The organism is Streptomyces lateritius, assembly GCF_014649715.1.
Lineage (GTDB): Bacteria > Actinomycetota > Actinomycetes > Streptomycetales > Streptomycetaceae > Streptomyces > Streptomyces lateritius.
Map to the genome: position 1 here is coordinate 146,321 of NZ_BMTO01000002.1, position 15,339 is coordinate 161,659.

The window sequence follows — 15,339 nt, forward strand, 5'->3', positions numbered from 1 at the left end:
TCAGGTCAGCGCGAGGGGAGGCCCACCCATGCCCCAGAGCGTCGGGGGCGCGTCCGTCCGCCACTTGACGATCTTGTCGAAGCTGACGACGGCGCCGCCCCGACCCGTTCTGTTGCCGAACTGGACGTGGTCCGCCAGTTCTTCGATCAGCCGCAGCCCGCGTCCGTGCTCGGCGTCCGGCGCGGCCCGCCGCGCCGCGGGCGCCGCCCTGGAAACCCCGGGCCCCGAGGAGACACGGGAGCCCGTGGGAAAACCGGGGCCCGAGTCGGCCACCTCGATACGGCAGGTCTCGCCGTCCAGATAGGCGGTGACCCGGTACGCCTCCGAGGCCTCGCCGTCGCTCAGGTCGCCGCCGTGCTCGACGGCGTTGGCACAGGCCTCCGTCAGGGCGACCGACAGCTCGAAGGACACGTCGGGGTCGACACCCGCCGTCTCCATCGTGCCGAGGAGAAGCCGCCGGGCGAGCGGAACGCTCGCGGCCTCGCGCCGCAAATGGAGAGACCACCAGATGCTCATGCTCCAGCCTCCTGGCTGCGGCTCGACATACCGATACGTATTGCCGCGAGGAGCGGCTCGTAAGCCCCTCGGCGGGACTGGAGCGCTCGTTCGGCGGATGCACCGGCGCCGCACGCCGGTGTATGTCCGCCCGAAGCCACCAAAGGTGATCTTCCGGACCTGCCTCACGGCGGTGACAGGCCTGGTGCGATGATGGCCCCGCCATGTCTGCCCCCGCGCTCGCGCCACGCCTGCTGAGGGCCGCGGTGTTCACCGCGGTCTGCGTCGTGCTGTCCGCGTTGGGCCACGCCCTCGCCGCCTGCGCCGGGATCGCCTTGTGGACACTGGTGGCCGGCTTCCTCGGAATCTTCGCGATCACCGTGCTCTTCGCGGGGCGGGGCCGGTCGCTGCCCGTCATCGTCGGCGCGCTGGCCGTCGGACAGCTCGGACTGCACGCCCTGTTCGGGCTGGGTCAGCGCTCGCTCGCGGCGGGCGCTGGAGGCGCGGGCCGCGGCGGGCTGGGCCACGAGGCCGACGAGGCACTGATCCGGATGGCCGCCAAGCTGGTCTGCGGCGCGGGCGCCGCGGCGATCAGCCCCGCCGACGCGACCCGGATCATCACCGACGCGGGCCTCGATCCCGCCGACGCCGTCGCCCAGGCCCACGGCCACGCGCACGCCCTGACGGCGGCTCCGCAGAGCGCGGGACTCGTGCCCGACCTGCCCATGCTGCTCGGGCACCTGCTCGCCGCCCTCGTCACCGGCTGGCTGCTGCGCCGCGGCGACATCGCGCTGGGCCGGCTCGTACGGCTCTCGGCGCGGCTCTCGGCGCAGGGCGCGACCGGGCTCGCGGAGGCAGCGCTCGTCCGCTCCCTGCGCGCCGCGCTCACTCTGGTACGGGCGCTCCTCGCCGGTCTTCCCGGGGTTCCGGCGGCCGGTCCGAGCCGCCTTCCACGGGCCGCGGCCGACGTCCCCGTACCCCCGGGCGGGGAAGCGCTCCAGCACACCGTGATCCGGCGTGGCCCGCCGGCCGCCGGCTGCGTACTCGCCGCCTGACGCGGACCGCTCACAGGGAGCGGGTCCGCGGTCGTCCGCGCGCTCGTGGTCCCGTGACCCCGGGCCCTCGCCACCGCCGGCGTGCCGGACCTCTCACCTTCTCTCCCGAGCTGGAGTGTCTTCTGCCATGAACGTTTCCCGTATCGCCGTCGCCGGCGGCATCGCTCTCTCCTCCGTCGTGCTGCTCTCCGGCACCGCCTTCGCGCACGTCAGCGTGCAGCCGCAGGGCGAGGCCGCGAAGGGCGGCTACGCGACCGTCAACGTCAAGGTCCCCAACGAGCGCGACAACGCCTCCACCGTCAAGGTCGAGATCAACTTCCCCACCGACCACCCGCTCGCCTCCGTGATGCCGCAGCCGGTCCCGGGCTGGAAGGCCGTGGTCACCAAGGCCAAGCTGGCCAAGCCGCTGGAGCTGCACGGCAAGAAGATCAACGAGGCCGTCTCCAAGGTCACCTGGACCGCCGACGGTTCGAAGATCGGCCCGGGCCAGTTCCAGCAGTTCCCGCTCTCCCTCGGTCAGCTGCCCGAGGACGCCGATCAGCTCGTCCTCAAGGCCATCCAGACGTACGACAACAACGAGGTCGTGCGCTGGATCGAGGAGCCGAAGGAGGGCGCGGCCGAGCCGCAGAACCCCGCCCCGGTGCTGAAGCTGTCGGCGGCGACCGAGGGCCACCACGGTGGCGGCGCCACGAAGACGGACGAGAAGGCGGGCCAGGAGGAAGAGGTGAAGGACGAGAAGGGACACTCCCACGCCGCCTCCGACTCGGACTCCGACTCCAGCGACACCACCGCTCGTGTGCTGGGCATCGTCGGCATCCTCGTGGGCGTCGCGGGTGTCGCCTTCGGCGTGCTGGCCGGACGCCGCCGCTCCGCCTGACGGCCGCCCGGCCCGGCCAGAACCACCTCAAGAAAGATCACCATGTCTGTCCAGAAGAACGACGAGCAGTCCCGCGAGCCGTCCCGGCCGAGCCGACGCGCTCCGCTGATCGCCGCCTCCGCCGTGGTCGTCGCCGCCGTCGCGGTGACGGCCGTCGTCGGCCTCACCGGCGGCGACGGCAGGTCCACGGACGCCGCGAACGGACCGGTCGCCGAGGTCTCCACCTACGCCGACTCCACCAAGGCGGCCACCGTCCTCGACCGCCCCTTCACCAAGCCCGACCTCGTCCTCACCGATACCAAGGGCCAGAAGTTCGACCTGCGCGAGCGGACCAAGGGCAAGCCGACGCTGATCTACTTCGGCTACACGCACTGCCCCGACGTCTGCCCGCTGACGATGAGCAACATCGCCATCGCCAAGAAGCAGCTCCCCAAGCCCGACCAGGAGAAGCTCCAGGTCGTCTTCGTCACCACCGACCCCGAGCGGGACACCTCGGCCGAACTGGCCAAGTGGCTGCCGGCCGCCGGTGACCCCTCCTTCACCGGTCTCACCGGCGACTTCTCCGCGATCCAGGCGGGCGCCCGCCAGATCGGCATCGGCATCGACCCGCCGAAGAAGGAGAAGGACGGCTCGGTCGTCTCCATGCACGGAGCCCAGGTGATCGCGTTCTCGCCCACGACCGACCAGGGCTACGTCCTGTACGGCGAGGACACGACCGTCGACGACTACGCCAAGGACCTGCCGAAGATCATCAAGGGGGAGAACCCGTGACCCGCCGCACCACCGCCCTGTTCGCCGCCGTCGCGCTCGTCCCGGTGCTGGCCCTGACGGGGTGCTCGTCCGACAGGTCTGGCGACTCCGCCGGCTCCGCCGCGTCCGGCGGCAAGCCGCGGCTGGAGATCAGCGGCGCGTTCATGCCGCAGCCCGCGACGGACATGGCCGGAGGATTTCTGACCATCACGAACGGCAGCGGCACCGCGGACAAGCTCCTCTCCGTCACCAGCTCCCTCTCGGACGACGTGACGATCCACGAGACGAAGAACCAGAAGATGCGGGAGGTGAAGTCCTTCGACATCCCCGCCAACGGCGAGCTGAAGCTCGAACGCGGCGGCAACCACATCATGTTCATGGAGCTCAAGAAGCAGCCGAAGCAGGGCGAGAAGATCGACATCGAACTGCACTTCGAGAAGGCCGACCCGATCGCGGTCGAGCTTCCCGTCGAGGCCGCGACCCACAACCCGAAGCAGCACTGAGCTCCCTGAGGGACTGACACACAGATGACAGCCACCGCCCCGCGCCTCGGGACCGCCCTGACCCGGCTGCTGCTCGTCACGGCCGCGCTCCTGGGCACGCTGCTCGCCGGCGCGGCACCCGCCTCCGCGCACGCCGCGCTCACCGGCAGCGACCCGAGGGACGGGGCGGTGGTCGCCACCGCCCCGAAGGACGTCAACCTCACCTTCTCCGAGCAGGTCGCCATGAGCGCCGACTCGATCCGGGTCCTCGACCCGGCGGGGAAGCGGGTGGACACCGGAGAGATCCGCGACCTGTGCAGCGGATCGGTCGTCCGGTACGGGGTCGGCCTCCGCTCCGGCCTGCCCGAGGGCACCTACACGGTGGCCTGGCAGACCGTCTCCGCCGACAGCCACCCCATCGCGGGCGCCTTCACCTTCTCCATCGGCGCCCCCTCCCAGACCTCCGTCGCCCTGCCGGACCGGGAGCCGGGCGGCGGACTCGTCGGCACGCTCTACGGGATCGCGCGCTACCTCTCGTACGCCGGGTTCACCGTCCTCGTCGGCGGCGGTGCGTTCGTCCTCGCCTGCTGGCCGCGCGGGGCCGGAGTCCGGCCGGTGCAGCGGTTCGTGGTCCGCGGCTGGCTGACCCTGACGGCGGCCACGCTCGTCATGCTGCTGCTGCGCAACCCGTACACCGGCTCCGGCGAACTGGCCGACGCCTTCGACCTGGGCGGGCTCAAGTCCGTCCTGGAGACCAAGACCGGCGCCGCGCTGATCTCCCGGCTGATGCTGCTGGGTGCGGCGGCGCTCTTCGTCGCCGTGCTCTTCGGGACGTACACCCGGCGGACGGACGAGAAGGAGAAGAAGGACCTCACCTTCGGGCTCGCGATCGGCGGCACGGTCGTCGCCGCCGGCATCGCGGGCACCTGGGCGCTCGCCGAACACGCCTCGACCGGGCTCCAGCCGGGGATCGCGATGCCGGTCGACATCCTCCACCTGCTCGCGGTGGCGGCCTGGCTGGGCGGGCTGACGACGCTGCTCGTCGCGCTGTACCGCGCTCCCGGCATCGAGCGGGCCGCGGTGGAGCGGTTCTCGAAGGTCGCCTTCGGGTCGGTCGTCGTCCTGGCGGCGACCGGCTTCTACCAGTCCTGGCGCCAGGTCGGCTCCTGGTCAGCCCTCACGGGCACGGCGTACGGGCAGCTGCTGCTGGTCAAGATCGGGCTGGTGGCCGTACTGGTGGGGATCGCGTGGATGTCCCGGCAGTGGACGCGACGCCTCGCGGCACCGGCGGAGGGGGAGACGGCCGACGACGCCGAGGCGGACGAGGCGGACGAGCCCGTCGAGGCGGACGGGCCGGTCGAGGCGGACGGGCCGGTCGAGAGCGCCGAGGCGGTCGAGAGCGCCGAGGCGGTCGACGAGGAGCAGGCCGCCGAGGACGTCGAGCAGGCCACCGCAACCGTCGATCCCGAGCGGGCCGCTCAGCTCGCCCGGCAGCGGGCCGCCGTCGCGATCGCGCGGAAGAAGCGCGACCGGGACGCCGACCCCGAACGGACCGGCCTGCGCCGCTCCGTGCTCACCGAGGCCGTCGTCGCCGCGGTGCTCCTCGCAGTGACGACCGTACTGACGTCGACCGAACCCGGGCGCACGGAGGAGGAGGCGGGCGGGTCCTCGTCGGTGTCCGGCTCGACCGCCGTCCCCGAGCGGCCCGTCGACATCCGGCTGCCCTTCGACACCGGCGGCGTGGACGGCAAGGGAACGGTACGGCTCAGCCTCGACCCGGGCCGTACCGGCGCCAACGCGCTCCACCTCTATGTGGACCGGCCCAACGGGCGCCCGCTCGACGTCCCCGAGATCAAGGTCGCCTTCACTTTGAAGGAGAAGGATGTGGGCCCGCTGCCGGTTCTGCCCGACCGGATCCAGACCGGACACTGGAGCGCGAGCGGTGTCCAGATCCCGATGCCCGGCACATGGCAGATCCAGGTGACGGTCCGTACCTCCGACATCGACCAGACCACCATCGACAAGAACGTGAAGATCGGCTGACCTTCGTGCGTGACGACGACAATCTTGAGCTCTCCCGGCGGCGCCTGCTCGGCACCGTCGGCGCGGCGGGCGCCGCCGGACTCGCCCTGGGCGCGGCCGGTGGAGCCGGCGTGTACGCGGCGGTCTCCGGCCCCGAATCCCCGGCCTCCGACGCCACGGCACTGACGACCGTCGGCGCGACGGAGGCGATGTTTCACGGGAAACATCAAGCGGGGATCACCACTCCGCTTCAGTCCCGAGGCCATCTGATCGCCTTCGACCTCGCGCCCGGCGCCGGTCGCAAGGAGGCCGCCGCGCTGCTGCGCCGCTGGTCGGCCACGGCGAAGGCGCTGATGGCGGGCGAGCCCTCGACCGACGACACCGGCATCGCCCTGGACGCCGGCCCCTCCTCGCTGACGGTCACCTTCGGCTTCGGCCACTCCTTCTTCGGCCGTACGGGCCTCACCGCGCGCCGCCCGGCCCAGCTCGACCCGCTGCCCGCCTTCTCCGCCGACGCGCTGGACCCGAAGCGCTCGGAGGGCGACCTGTGGGTGCAGATCGGCGCGGACGACGCGCTGGTCGCCTTCCACGCGCTGCGCGCGCTGCAGAAGGACGCCGGGGCGGCCGCGAAGGTGCGCTGGCAGATGAACGGTTTCAACCGGTCGGCCGGCGCGACCGCGCGGCCGATGACGGCTCGGAACCTCATGGGGCAGGTGGACGGGACCGGCAACCCGAAGCCCACCGATCCCGACTTCGACCGGCGGATCTTCGTGCCGGCGGGAACCTCGGGCGCGCAGGAGTGGATGACCGGGGGCTCCTACGCCGTCGTGCGCCGGATCCGGATGCTGCTCGACGACTGGGAGAAGCTGCCGCTGGACAGGCAGGAGAAGGTCATCGGCCGGCGGAAGTCGGACGGGGCGCCACTGACCGGCGGCACCGAGACGACCGAGCTCGACCTGAACAAGGTCGGGCCGGACGGCAAGCTCGTCATCCCGGACAACGCCCACTCCCGTATCTCCGCACCCGAACAGAACGGCGGAGCGGCGATGCTGCGGCGGCCGTTCTCCTTCCACGACGGGATCGCCCCCGACGGGACGCCCGACGCCGGGCTTCTCTTCATCTGCTGGCAGGCCGATCCGCTGCGGGGCTTCGTACCGGTGCAGCGCAAGCTCGACCGGGGCGACGCGCTGTCGGCCTTCGTCCGGCACGAGGCGAGCGGCCTGTTCGCCGTTCCGGGCGGGGCGGCCGAGGGCGAGTACGTGGGGCAGCGGCTCCTGGAGTCGTGAGTCCGTTCGGCCTGGAGTCGTGAGCCCGTTCGGGCGGGGGGCCGACGGCCCGGGCGCCTATTAGGGTGACCGTATGTCAGCCACCCGGTATACGTATCTCGGTCCCGAAGGCACCTTCACGGAGGCCGCGCTGCGTACGCTGCCCGAGGCCGCGACGCGCGAGCTGGTCCCGATGGTCTCGGTCCCGGCCGCCCTGGACGCCGTACGCAACGGGCAGGCAGCGGCCGCTCTCGTACCGATCGAGAACTCGGTGGAAGGCGGGGTCACCGCCACCCTGGACGAGCTGGCCTCCGGCGAGCCGCTGATGATCTACCGCGAGGTCGTCCTCCCCATCGCCTTCGCGCTGCTCGTGCGGCCCGGGACGAAGCTGTCCGAGATCAAGACGGTCACCGGTCACCCGGTGGCCCAGCCGCAGGTGCGGAACTGGCTCGGCGCCCACCTGCCCGACGCCTTGTGGGAGTCGGCGGCGTCGAACGCGGACGGGGCACGGCTCGTGCAGGAGGGCCGTTTCGACGCGGCCTTCGCGGGCGAGTTCGCGGCGGCGACCTACGGCCTGGAGGCCCTGGTCACCGAGATCCACGACGCGGAGAACGCCGAGACGCGCTTCGTCCTCGTGGGCCGGCCTGCCCGGCCGGCGGCGCCGACGGGGGCGGACAAGACCTCCGTGGTGCTGTGGCTGGGCGAGGACCACCCGGGTGCCCTCCTCGAACTGCTCCAGGAGTTCGCGGTGCGCGGGGTCAACCTGATGCTGATCCAGTCCCGCCCGACGGGCGCGGGCATCGGCAACTACTGCTTCGCCGTGGACGCCGAGGGCCATATCTCGGACCGGCGCGTGGGCGAGGCGTTGATGGGTCTGAAGCGGATCTGCCCGAAGGTGCGGTTCCTCGGGTCGTACCCGAGGGCGGGCGTCGCGGTGAAGGACGTACGAGCGCTGCGGCGCGGGACGTCGGACGCGGAGTTCATGGCGGCCTCCGATTGGCTGGCGAGGGCCCAGGACGGGCGGGCCTGACCCGAGGATGCCCGACCCCTCCCTTCCTTGGGCGCGGTCGTCCACAGGTGTGAACCATTAGTCCTACCTGCATACTTTTCGGTTACCCACAGAAGTTATCCACAGGCCCACCTCTCGACCTGGGGACAAGTCGACACCCCACGCGGATACGGTCGACAAATCGCCCTAGCCACTCCCCATCCGTCCACATGACACAGGACGCCCGTGTCACCCCAATTCCCTTGATCAACTCTTTAGGGCGAGGAATTCCCACCCGAATGAGTGTCTGAGGGAGGTTTGATCGAGGAATTCCGAGGCCCGCGCGTCCCATTCCGGACGACTTCTCCAGAATCCACAGATCTTCCACACAGCCTGTGGATAACTCGACGGGCCCGCGCCCTCCTGTGGAGAAGTGCCGTGATCCACAAGCTGGTTCGGTCAAGCCGCACACGCCTATCCGCCCCCTCCAGGGGGGCGGATGAGTCGTTCATTGACGAAAAGGGGGCTGTTCACCAGCCCGGTCTCACTCTCGTCCCAATCCTGTCCCAACAGCCCTTACCAGGGCAAAGCGACACGCAAGGCGATATCGGGTGGGGGGCCGCGAGTCCACACCGGTAGCCTGGTGGGGTGATTGACCTTCGCCTGCTCCGTGAGGACCCCGACCGTGTTCGCGCCTCCCAGCGCGCCCGTGGAGAGGACGTCGCACTCGTCGACGCCCTGCTCTCCGCCGATGAGCGGCGCAGGTCGTCGGGCGTCCGCTTCGACGAGCTCCGTTCCGAGCAGAAGGCGCTCGGCAAGCTGATCCCCAAGGCCACTCCTGAGGAGCGCGCCGCGCTCCTGCAGAAGGCCGAGCAGCTCAAGGCCGACGTCAAGGCCGCCGAGGCCGAGCAGAACGAGGCCGACGAGACCGCGCGCGCCCTGCTGCTCCAGCTCGGCAACATCGTCCACGCGGACGTGCCGGTCGGCGGCGAGGAGGACTTCGTCGTCCTGGAGACGCACGGCACCGTCCGCGACTTCGCGGCCGAGGGCTTCGAACCCAAGGACCACCTGGAGCTGGGCGAGGCGCTGGGCGCCATCGACGTCGAGCGGGGCGCCAAGGTGTCCGGCTCGCGCTTCTACTACCTGACGGGCGTCGGCGCGCTGCTGGAGCTGGCCCTCGTCAACGCGGCGATCGCGCAGGCGACGGAGGCCGGGTTCATCCCGATGCTGACGCCGGCGCTGGTCCGCCCGCGCGCCATGGAGGGCACCGGCTTCCTCGGCCAGGCCGCGGAGAACGTGTACCACCTGGAGAAGGACGACTACTACCTCGTCGGCACGTCCGAGGTACCCCTCGCCGCGTACCACATGGACGAGATCATCGACGCGGACAAGCTGCCGCTGCGCTACGCCGGCTTCTCGCCGTGCTTCCGCCGCGAGGCGGGCACGTACGGAAAGGACACCCGGGGCATCTTCCGGGTCCACCAGTTCGACAAGGTCGAGATGTTCTCGTACGTCGCGCCGGAGGACGCCGAGGCCGAGCACAAGCGGCTCCTGGAGTGGGAGAAGCAGTGGCTGACCAGCCTCGAGCTGCCCTTCCAGGTCATCGACGTGGCCACCGGCGACCTCGGCTCCTCAGCCTCGCGGAAGTTCGACTGCGAGGCGTGGATCCCGACGCAGGGCAAGTACCGCGAGCTGACCTCGGCGTCGAACTGCGACGGTTTCCAGGCGCGCCGGCTGTCGGTGCGGATGCGCGACGACCGCGACGGCAAGAAGGTCGTCCAGCCACTGGCGACGCTGAACGGCACGCTGTGCGCCGTACCGCGCACGATCGTGGCGATCCTGGAGAACCACCAGCTGGCGGACGGCTCGGTGCGCGTGCCGGAGGTGCTGCGGCCGTACCTCGGTGGCCGTGAGGTCCTGGAGCCGATCTCCAAGTGAGTTCCTTCCCCTACCGGCTCGTCGCGACCGATCTCGACGGCACGCTTCTGCGGGCCGACGAGTCGGTCTCGGACCGGACGCGTGACGCTCTCGCCGCCGTGGTGGCGGCGGGGGCGGCGCACATCGTCGTCACCGGCCGGGCCGTGCCCTGGACGCGGCACATCCTCGACGACCTCGGGTACGAGGGACTCGCGGTGTGCGGTCAGGGCGCGCAGGTCTACCACGCGGGCGAGCACCGTCTCCTCACGTCGGTGACGCTGGACCGGCAGCTGGCCGGTCTGGCGCTGTCGAAGATCGAGGCGGAGGTCGGCCCGCTGGCGCTCGCCGCCAGCCGCGACGGCCTCGACGGCGAGGTCCTGGTGGGCGCCGGCTACCGCGTCCATGAGGGGCCCCTGCCGGTCCGCGCCTACGACGATCCGACGGAGCTGTGGTCGGCCCCGCTCAACAAGGTGTACATCCAGCACCCGACGCTGTCGGACGACGAGCTGGCGCGGGTCGCCCGCGCGACGGTCGGCAGCCTGGTGGACGTCGTCATGGCGGGCGCCGGGGTCGTGGAGATCCTGCCGCTCGGACTGAGCAAGGCGACCGGCCTCTCGCTCGCGGCGCGCAGGCTGGGGGTGAAGGCGGCGGAGACGATCGCCTTCGGTGACATGCCCAACGACATCCCGATGTTCGCCTGGGCGGCGCGGGGCGTGGCGATGGCGAACGCCCACGACGAGCTGAAGGCCGTCGCGGACGAGGTGACGACCTCGAACGAGGAGGACGGCATCGCGGTCGTGCTGGAGCGTCTGCTCGCGGAGTAGGCCGGTTTCCGTTCCGCGGAGGATGCGCGGAACGGACACGCGCGGGGTGACCCGGACGACGACTCGCTCTGCGTTGAGCACAGCGCAAGCCCGCTGCCTTACCACTCGGCCGATCCTCCGGGTGGGCGGCCCGCGCGGAGGTCCCGCGCGCTCGAAGCGGCCGCCCCGGCGGACACCCTAGGGGGCGCCGCCCTGCAGGGAGCTCGACGGACTCGAACTCCGGCTCGAACTGGTGTCGGTCGACATCGCGCTCCTCCCCGGTCTCGTGACTTCGCGGTCGGCGTGACGTCGCGCTCTCGTGACTTCGCGGGCCCTCCCCGCTGAACTAGTGTGCGGACGGCGGGGGTTCGGGGGCCAACGGTTTTCCGTGCGGCACCCCGTGCGCCAGCGGTCGGCAGGCCAGCCCGATCGCGAGCGAGATGGCGTGCCCCAGGTCCGTGTACGTATGACGTGTGCACAGCGGTACGGCGAAGAACGCCACGGCACCCGCCAGGTAGACCCACCGCCAGGGCCGGGAGATCCGGTACGTCAGGATTCCGGCCGCGGCCGCGAGGCCGTAGCTCACCCCGATGTCCACCACGTGCGCCATGCTGCGCGGCACGTCGTGGTCCTGGATCGCCTCCAGCACCACCCTCTGGCTGAGGAGCGTCGCCGCGATGTGCGCCGTGGCCACGGTGAGGAGCCACCGCAAGGTCCCGAGCCACCGCTCGACCGGGGCGTGGAAGAACTCGAAGAGCATCGCGTACAGCAGGAAGGCCGACGGGTTCTCGATCCAGAAGGCGCTGCCGAGCAGCGCCAGGACCGGATGGTGCGCGAGCTGGTGCAGATTGCTGCTGTTGCGGTGCAGCAGATGGTGCGCGAGGCCGTCCGGGGAGAACGCGATCACGACGCTGGTGATCGCGATGACGAGCAGCCAGACGTGCGTACCGGGTGACGAACACACCCACGACCTGATCGGTCGGGACGGTTCGCCACCCGGCGGCAGGGCTTCCGGAGTGGGCACCTTCCGTGCCTACCACCCGGAGGCGGGAGAAAGCTGAGACACCACTAGAAATTGATCATGTGTCCGGCAAGACCGTGGATCGCTTCCTTCACGGCCTCGCCCAGCGTCGGGTGCGCGTGGACGTTCCGCGCCACCTCGTGGACGGTCAGGTCCCACTGCTGGGCCAGGGTCAGCTCGGGCAGCAGCTCGGTGACGTCGGGACCGATCAGGTGGGCGCCGATGATCTCGCCGTACTTCGCATCGCTGATGATCTTCACGAAGCCGGTCGAGTCGCCGAGGCCGTGCGCCTTGCCGTTCGCCGTGAACGGGAACTTGGCGACCTTGACGTCGAAGCCCTTCTCCCGCGCCTGCGCCTCGGTCCAGCCGAAGCTGGCGATCTGCGGCTGGCAGTAGGTGGCGCGCGGGATCATCGGGTAGTCGAGCTCCATCGTCTCGGCGCCCGCGATGGTCTCGGAGGCGACGACACCCATGGACTCGGCGGTGTGCGCGAGCATCAGCTTCGCGGTGACGTCACCGATCGCGTAGATGTGCGGCACGTTGGTGCGGCAGCGGCCGTCGACCTCGATCGCGCCGCGCTCGGTCAGCGCGACACCGGTGTTCTCCAGGCCGTAACCGGTGACGTTCGGCGCGAAGCCGATGGCCTGGAGGACCTTGTCGGCCTCCAGAACCTTCTGCGCACCGTCCTTGCCGGTGACCGTGACACGGACCTGCGGGCCGGACTCGTCGATCGTCTCGACGCGGGTGGAGGTCAGGACGTCGATGCCGAGCTTGCGGTACTGCTTGGCCAGCTCCTTGGAGACGTCCGCGTCCTCCAGCGGGGCGATCCGGTCCAGGAACTCGACAATGGTGACCTTCACACCGTAGTTGTGCAGGACGTACGCGAACTCGATGCCGATCGCGCCGGCGCCGGCGATGACGACCGACTGCGGCACGTCCTCGGCGAGGATCTGCTCCTCGTACGTCACGACGCGCTCGCTGCGGGCGGTGCCGGGCAGCAGGCGCGGTGTGGCGCCGGTGGCGATGACGCAGTTGTCGAAGGTGATCGTCTGCGAGGTGCCGTCGGCCTTGTTCACCTGCAAGGTGTTCGCGTCGAGGAAGGTGCCCCGGCCGTCGAACTCAGTGATGCCGTTCTTCTTCATCAGGAAGTGGACGCCCTTGACGCGACCGTCCGCGACCGTGCGGCTGCGGCGGAACGCCTCGCCGTAGTCGAAGGAGACGGTGCCGTCCACCTTGATGCCGAAGGTCTTGGCCTCGTGGTTGAAGATGTGGGCGAGTTCGGCGTTGCGCAGCAGCGCCTTGGTGGGGATGCAGCCGACGTTCAGGCAGACACCGCCCCAGTACTTCTCTTCGACGACCGCGACCCGCTTGCCCAGCTGGGCGGCGCGGATGGCGGCGGCGTAGCCGCCGGGGCCAGCTCCGAGTACGACGACGTCGAAGCGGTCTGACATGACTGACTCCCGAAGGTGGTGAGGGTTCGTGTCCGCGTACGGGCCCCACAGTAATCCCGAGCCACCCGCAACAGCAGTTGTAGGATGACCGGGCAACCGGGCGAATGGAGTGGCGATGGCACTGAAGGCGGCGGGGCGGACCTCGCTGGTGGACTCGGTGGTCGAGCAGCTGCGGGCCCAGCTCACGGAGAGCGAGTGGGCGGTCGGCGACCGCATTCCGACCGAGCACGAGCTCGCCGAGCAGCTGGGCGTCGGCCGCAACACGGTCCGCGAGGCGGTGCGGGTCCTCGTCCACGCGGGGCTGCTGGAGTCCCGCCAGGGCAACGGCACTTTTGTCAGGTCGACGGCCGATCCGGCCGCCGTTCTGCGCGGGATGCGCCATGCGGGTGCCATGGACGTCCTGGAGCTGCGGGTGGCGCTGGAGGCGGAGGCGGCGCGTCTCGCGGCGGTGCGGAGGGACACCCGCGACCTGCTGCGGCTGCGGGCGGCCTTGGCGACCCTCCGGGAGGAGGGCGACCGCGACGCGGACGCGGACATGGCCTTTCACCTGGCCGTCGTCGAGGCCACGCACAACGCGGCCTTCGCCGAGGTGTACCGCTTCTTCTCCACCCAGGTGCACGAGGTGCTGGTGCGGGCGCTCGGCGACCGGGAGATGCCGCCGGTCGACATCGACGCGCACGAAGCGCTGGTCGCGGCGATCGAGGCCGGGGATCCGGCGGGCGCGGAGGCGGGGGCTCGGGAGCTGCTGCGCCTGCCGATGGAGACGGTGGCCGCCTTGGACGCAGCCGGCTGACCGTTCGGCCGCCGGCCGTCCGGCGCCCCGCTCATCCCTTGACCGCCCGCTGAACTCCCTTACGTACAGAAGAGAAAGGCCGTTCGTCGTGCCCCGCCCGGAGATACCCGTGCTTCCCGATGCCGAGGCCGATGTCCGGCACTCGCCCCAAGAGGCCGCCGGGCGGCGGGCCTTGCTCGCCCACCCCGCCCTGCTGATGGTGGGGATCGTGCTGGCCTCGCTCAACATGCGGGCGGCGCTCGCGAGCGTGTCACCGCTGGTGGGCGAGATCGCGACGGCCTTCGGCCTGTCCTCGACGGCGAGTTCGCTGGTGACGTCCGTACCGGTGCTCTTCCTCGGGATCGGCGCGTTGGTGGCGCCCCGGCTGGGGCGGCGGTTCGGCGCCGAACCGGTGTTGTGCGCGGCGCTGGTACTGCTCGGGGCCGGCATCCTCGTTCGGATCGTGCCGTCGGTGTACGCGCTCTACGGCGGAGGCGTCCTGGTCGGCACGGCGATCGCCCTGCTCAACGTCCTCATGCCGGGTCTGATCAAGCGGGACTTCCCGGACCGGGCGGCCTCGATGACCTCGGTCTACACGGGGGCGATGATCGCGGGTGCGACCGTGGTCGCGGCGGCGTCCGTGCCGCTGGAGCGTGCCTTCGGCGGCAGCTGGGAGGCGTCCTTGGGCTTCTGGTCGCTGCTGGCCGCCCTCGCGGCGCTGGCGTGGCTGCCGCAGGTGGTGATCGCGCGGGGTCGCACGGGCCGTGAAGCGGTACGGACCGTCCCGGCGCCCCGGGCCCGGAACGTCTGGCGCTCGGCGACGGCCTGGCAGGTGACCCTCTTCATGGGGCTGCAGTCGCTGTGGTCCTACGTCCTGATCGCCTGGATGCCGACCATCTTCACGGACCAGGGGATGAGCCGTTCCACGGCGGGCGTGATCTTCGCCTTCAACAACCTCATCCAGGTGGCAGGGGCCTTCGCCGTGCCGCTCCTCGCCTGCCGGATGCGGAGCCAGCGCCCCCTGGTCGTGCTCGTCACCTCGATGGTGGCGCTCGGGTACGCCGGGCTGCTGATCGTCCCCGTGCAGGGGGCCTGGCTGTGGTCCGCCGTCCTCGGCGTCGGCCAGGGCGGGGCGGTCGGCCTCGCCCTGACCCTGATCGTGCTGCGCAGCGGCGACGCGGTCACCGCCGCCCGGCTCCGGGATGGCCCAGACCGTCGGCTATCCGCTCGCCGCGGCAGGGCCGCTGGCCGCCGGCGCGGTGCACCAGGCGACCGGGTCCTGGACGGTGCCGATCGCGCTGGTGCTCGGCGTCTGCGTAGCGGCGCTGGGTGTCGGTCTGCTCGCGGCGAGGGACCGGAAGGTCTGAGGCGGGCCCCGCCGAGGCAGGGCCCCGGCTGCATGGCCCCCCGTCCGAGGCGGCCCCCTCCGGCCGTCAGGCCC

General features: G+C 71.1%; 13 protein-coding genes, 1 tRNA gene and 1 pseudogene. 11 read left to right on the forward strand and 4 right to left on the reverse strand.

Annotated features, from left to right (window positions below):
- Nucleotides 1-516 carry an ATP-binding protein gene (locus IE136_RS04005; RefSeq protein WP_158988623.1) on the reverse strand — a complete coding sequence of 172 codons (516 nt, stop codon included), beginning with the start codon at nucleotides 514-516 and terminating at the stop codon, nucleotides 1-3.
- A 203-nt stretch (nucleotides 517-719) separates the two neighbouring features.
- On the opposite strand from IE136_RS04005, the gene IE136_RS04010 reads away from it, so the two are divergent.
- The 9 genes from IE136_RS04010 (at nucleotide 720) to IE136_RS04050 (ending at nucleotide 10,675) form a co-directional block, all read left to right on the forward strand.
- The gene (locus IE136_RS04010) at nucleotides 720-1,550 is read left to right on the forward strand and encodes a hypothetical protein (RefSeq protein ID WP_189599470.1); all 831 of its coding nucleotides are present in this window, start codon (nucleotides 720-722) and stop codon (nucleotides 1,548-1,550) included.
- A gap of 127 nt (nucleotides 1,551-1,677) precedes the next feature.
- Nucleotides 1,678-2,427 (forward strand): YcnI family copper-binding membrane protein, encoded by a 750-nt coding sequence (locus tag IE136_RS04015; RefSeq protein WP_189599472.1) that lies wholly within the window; start codon nucleotides 1,678-1,680, stop codon nucleotides 2,425-2,427.
- 42 nt (nucleotides 2,428-2,469) lie between these two features.
- Complete coding sequence (locus tag IE136_RS04020) at nucleotides 2,470-3,198, forward strand: SCO family protein (RefSeq protein ID WP_189599475.1); 729 nt, start codon at nucleotides 2,470-2,472, stop codon at nucleotides 3,196-3,198.
- The gene (locus IE136_RS04025) at nucleotides 3,195-3,680 is read left to right on the forward strand and encodes a copper chaperone PCu(A)C (RefSeq protein WP_189599477.1); all 486 of its coding nucleotides are present in this window, start codon (nucleotides 3,195-3,197) and stop codon (nucleotides 3,678-3,680) included. Before IE136_RS04020 ends, IE136_RS04025 begins: the two co-directional genes overlap by 4 nt.
- A gap of 24 nt (nucleotides 3,681-3,704) precedes the next feature.
- Nucleotides 3,705-5,702, forward strand: coding sequence for a copper resistance CopC/CopD family protein (locus IE136_RS04030; RefSeq protein WP_189599479.1), 1,998 nt, complete (start codon nucleotides 3,705-3,707; stop codon nucleotides 5,700-5,702).
- Nucleotides 5,703-5,707: 5 nt separating this feature from the next.
- On the forward strand, nucleotides 5,708-6,967 hold the full coding sequence (gene efeB, locus IE136_RS04035; RefSeq protein WP_229818623.1) for an iron uptake transporter deferrochelatase/peroxidase subunit: 1,260 nt from the start codon (nucleotides 5,708-5,710) through the stop codon (nucleotides 6,965-6,967).
- Between the two features lie 73 nt (nucleotides 6,968-7,040).
- Nucleotides 7,041-7,976: a prephenate dehydratase gene (gene pheA / locus IE136_RS04040; RefSeq protein WP_158988617.1), complete on the forward strand. Its 936-nt coding sequence runs from the start codon at nucleotides 7,041-7,043 to the stop codon at nucleotides 7,974-7,976.
- A 606-nt stretch (nucleotides 7,977-8,582) separates the two neighbouring features.
- Complete coding sequence (serS, locus tag IE136_RS04045) at nucleotides 8,583-9,872, forward strand: serine--tRNA ligase (protein ID WP_158988616.1); 1,290 nt, start codon at nucleotides 8,583-8,585, stop codon at nucleotides 9,870-9,872.
- Nucleotides 9,869-10,675 carry an HAD family hydrolase gene (locus tag IE136_RS04050; protein WP_189599481.1) on the forward strand — a complete coding sequence of 269 codons (807 nt, stop codon included), beginning with the start codon at nucleotides 9,869-9,871 and terminating at the stop codon, nucleotides 10,673-10,675. Before serS ends, IE136_RS04050 begins: the two co-directional genes overlap by 4 nt.
- A gap of 16 nt (nucleotides 10,676-10,691) precedes the next feature.
- Here the strand turns inward: IE136_RS04050 and IE136_RS04055 are convergent.
- From IE136_RS04055 to lpdA, 3 genes are all read right to left on the reverse strand, one after another.
- Nucleotides 10,692-10,794, reverse strand: a tRNA-OTHER gene (locus tag IE136_RS04055).
- Between the two features lie 206 nt (nucleotides 10,795-11,000).
- Nucleotides 11,001-11,678, reverse strand: coding sequence for a rhomboid-like protein (locus IE136_RS04060; RefSeq protein ID WP_373308990.1), 678 nt, complete (start codon nucleotides 11,676-11,678; stop codon nucleotides 11,001-11,003).
- Nucleotides 11,679-11,722: 44 nt separating this feature from the next.
- Nucleotides 11,723-13,126 (reverse strand): dihydrolipoyl dehydrogenase, encoded by a 1,404-nt coding sequence (gene lpdA / locus IE136_RS04065; protein WP_189599483.1) that lies wholly within the window; start codon nucleotides 13,124-13,126, stop codon nucleotides 11,723-11,725.
- Nucleotides 13,127-13,241: 115 nt separating this feature from the next.
- On the opposite strand from lpdA, the gene IE136_RS04070 reads away from it, so the two are divergent.
- Together IE136_RS04070 and IE136_RS04075 are read left to right on the forward strand one after the other, a co-directional pair.
- Nucleotides 13,242-13,919 carry a FadR/GntR family transcriptional regulator gene (locus tag IE136_RS04070; RefSeq protein WP_189599485.1) on the forward strand — a complete coding sequence of 226 codons (678 nt, stop codon included), beginning with the start codon at nucleotides 13,242-13,244 and terminating at the stop codon, nucleotides 13,917-13,919.
- A 103-nt stretch (nucleotides 13,920-14,022) separates the two neighbouring features.
- Nucleotides 14,023-15,265 (forward strand): annotated as a pseudogene (locus IE136_RS04075) (CynX/NimT family MFS transporter).
- Nucleotides 15,266-15,339: the final 74 nt, after the last annotated feature.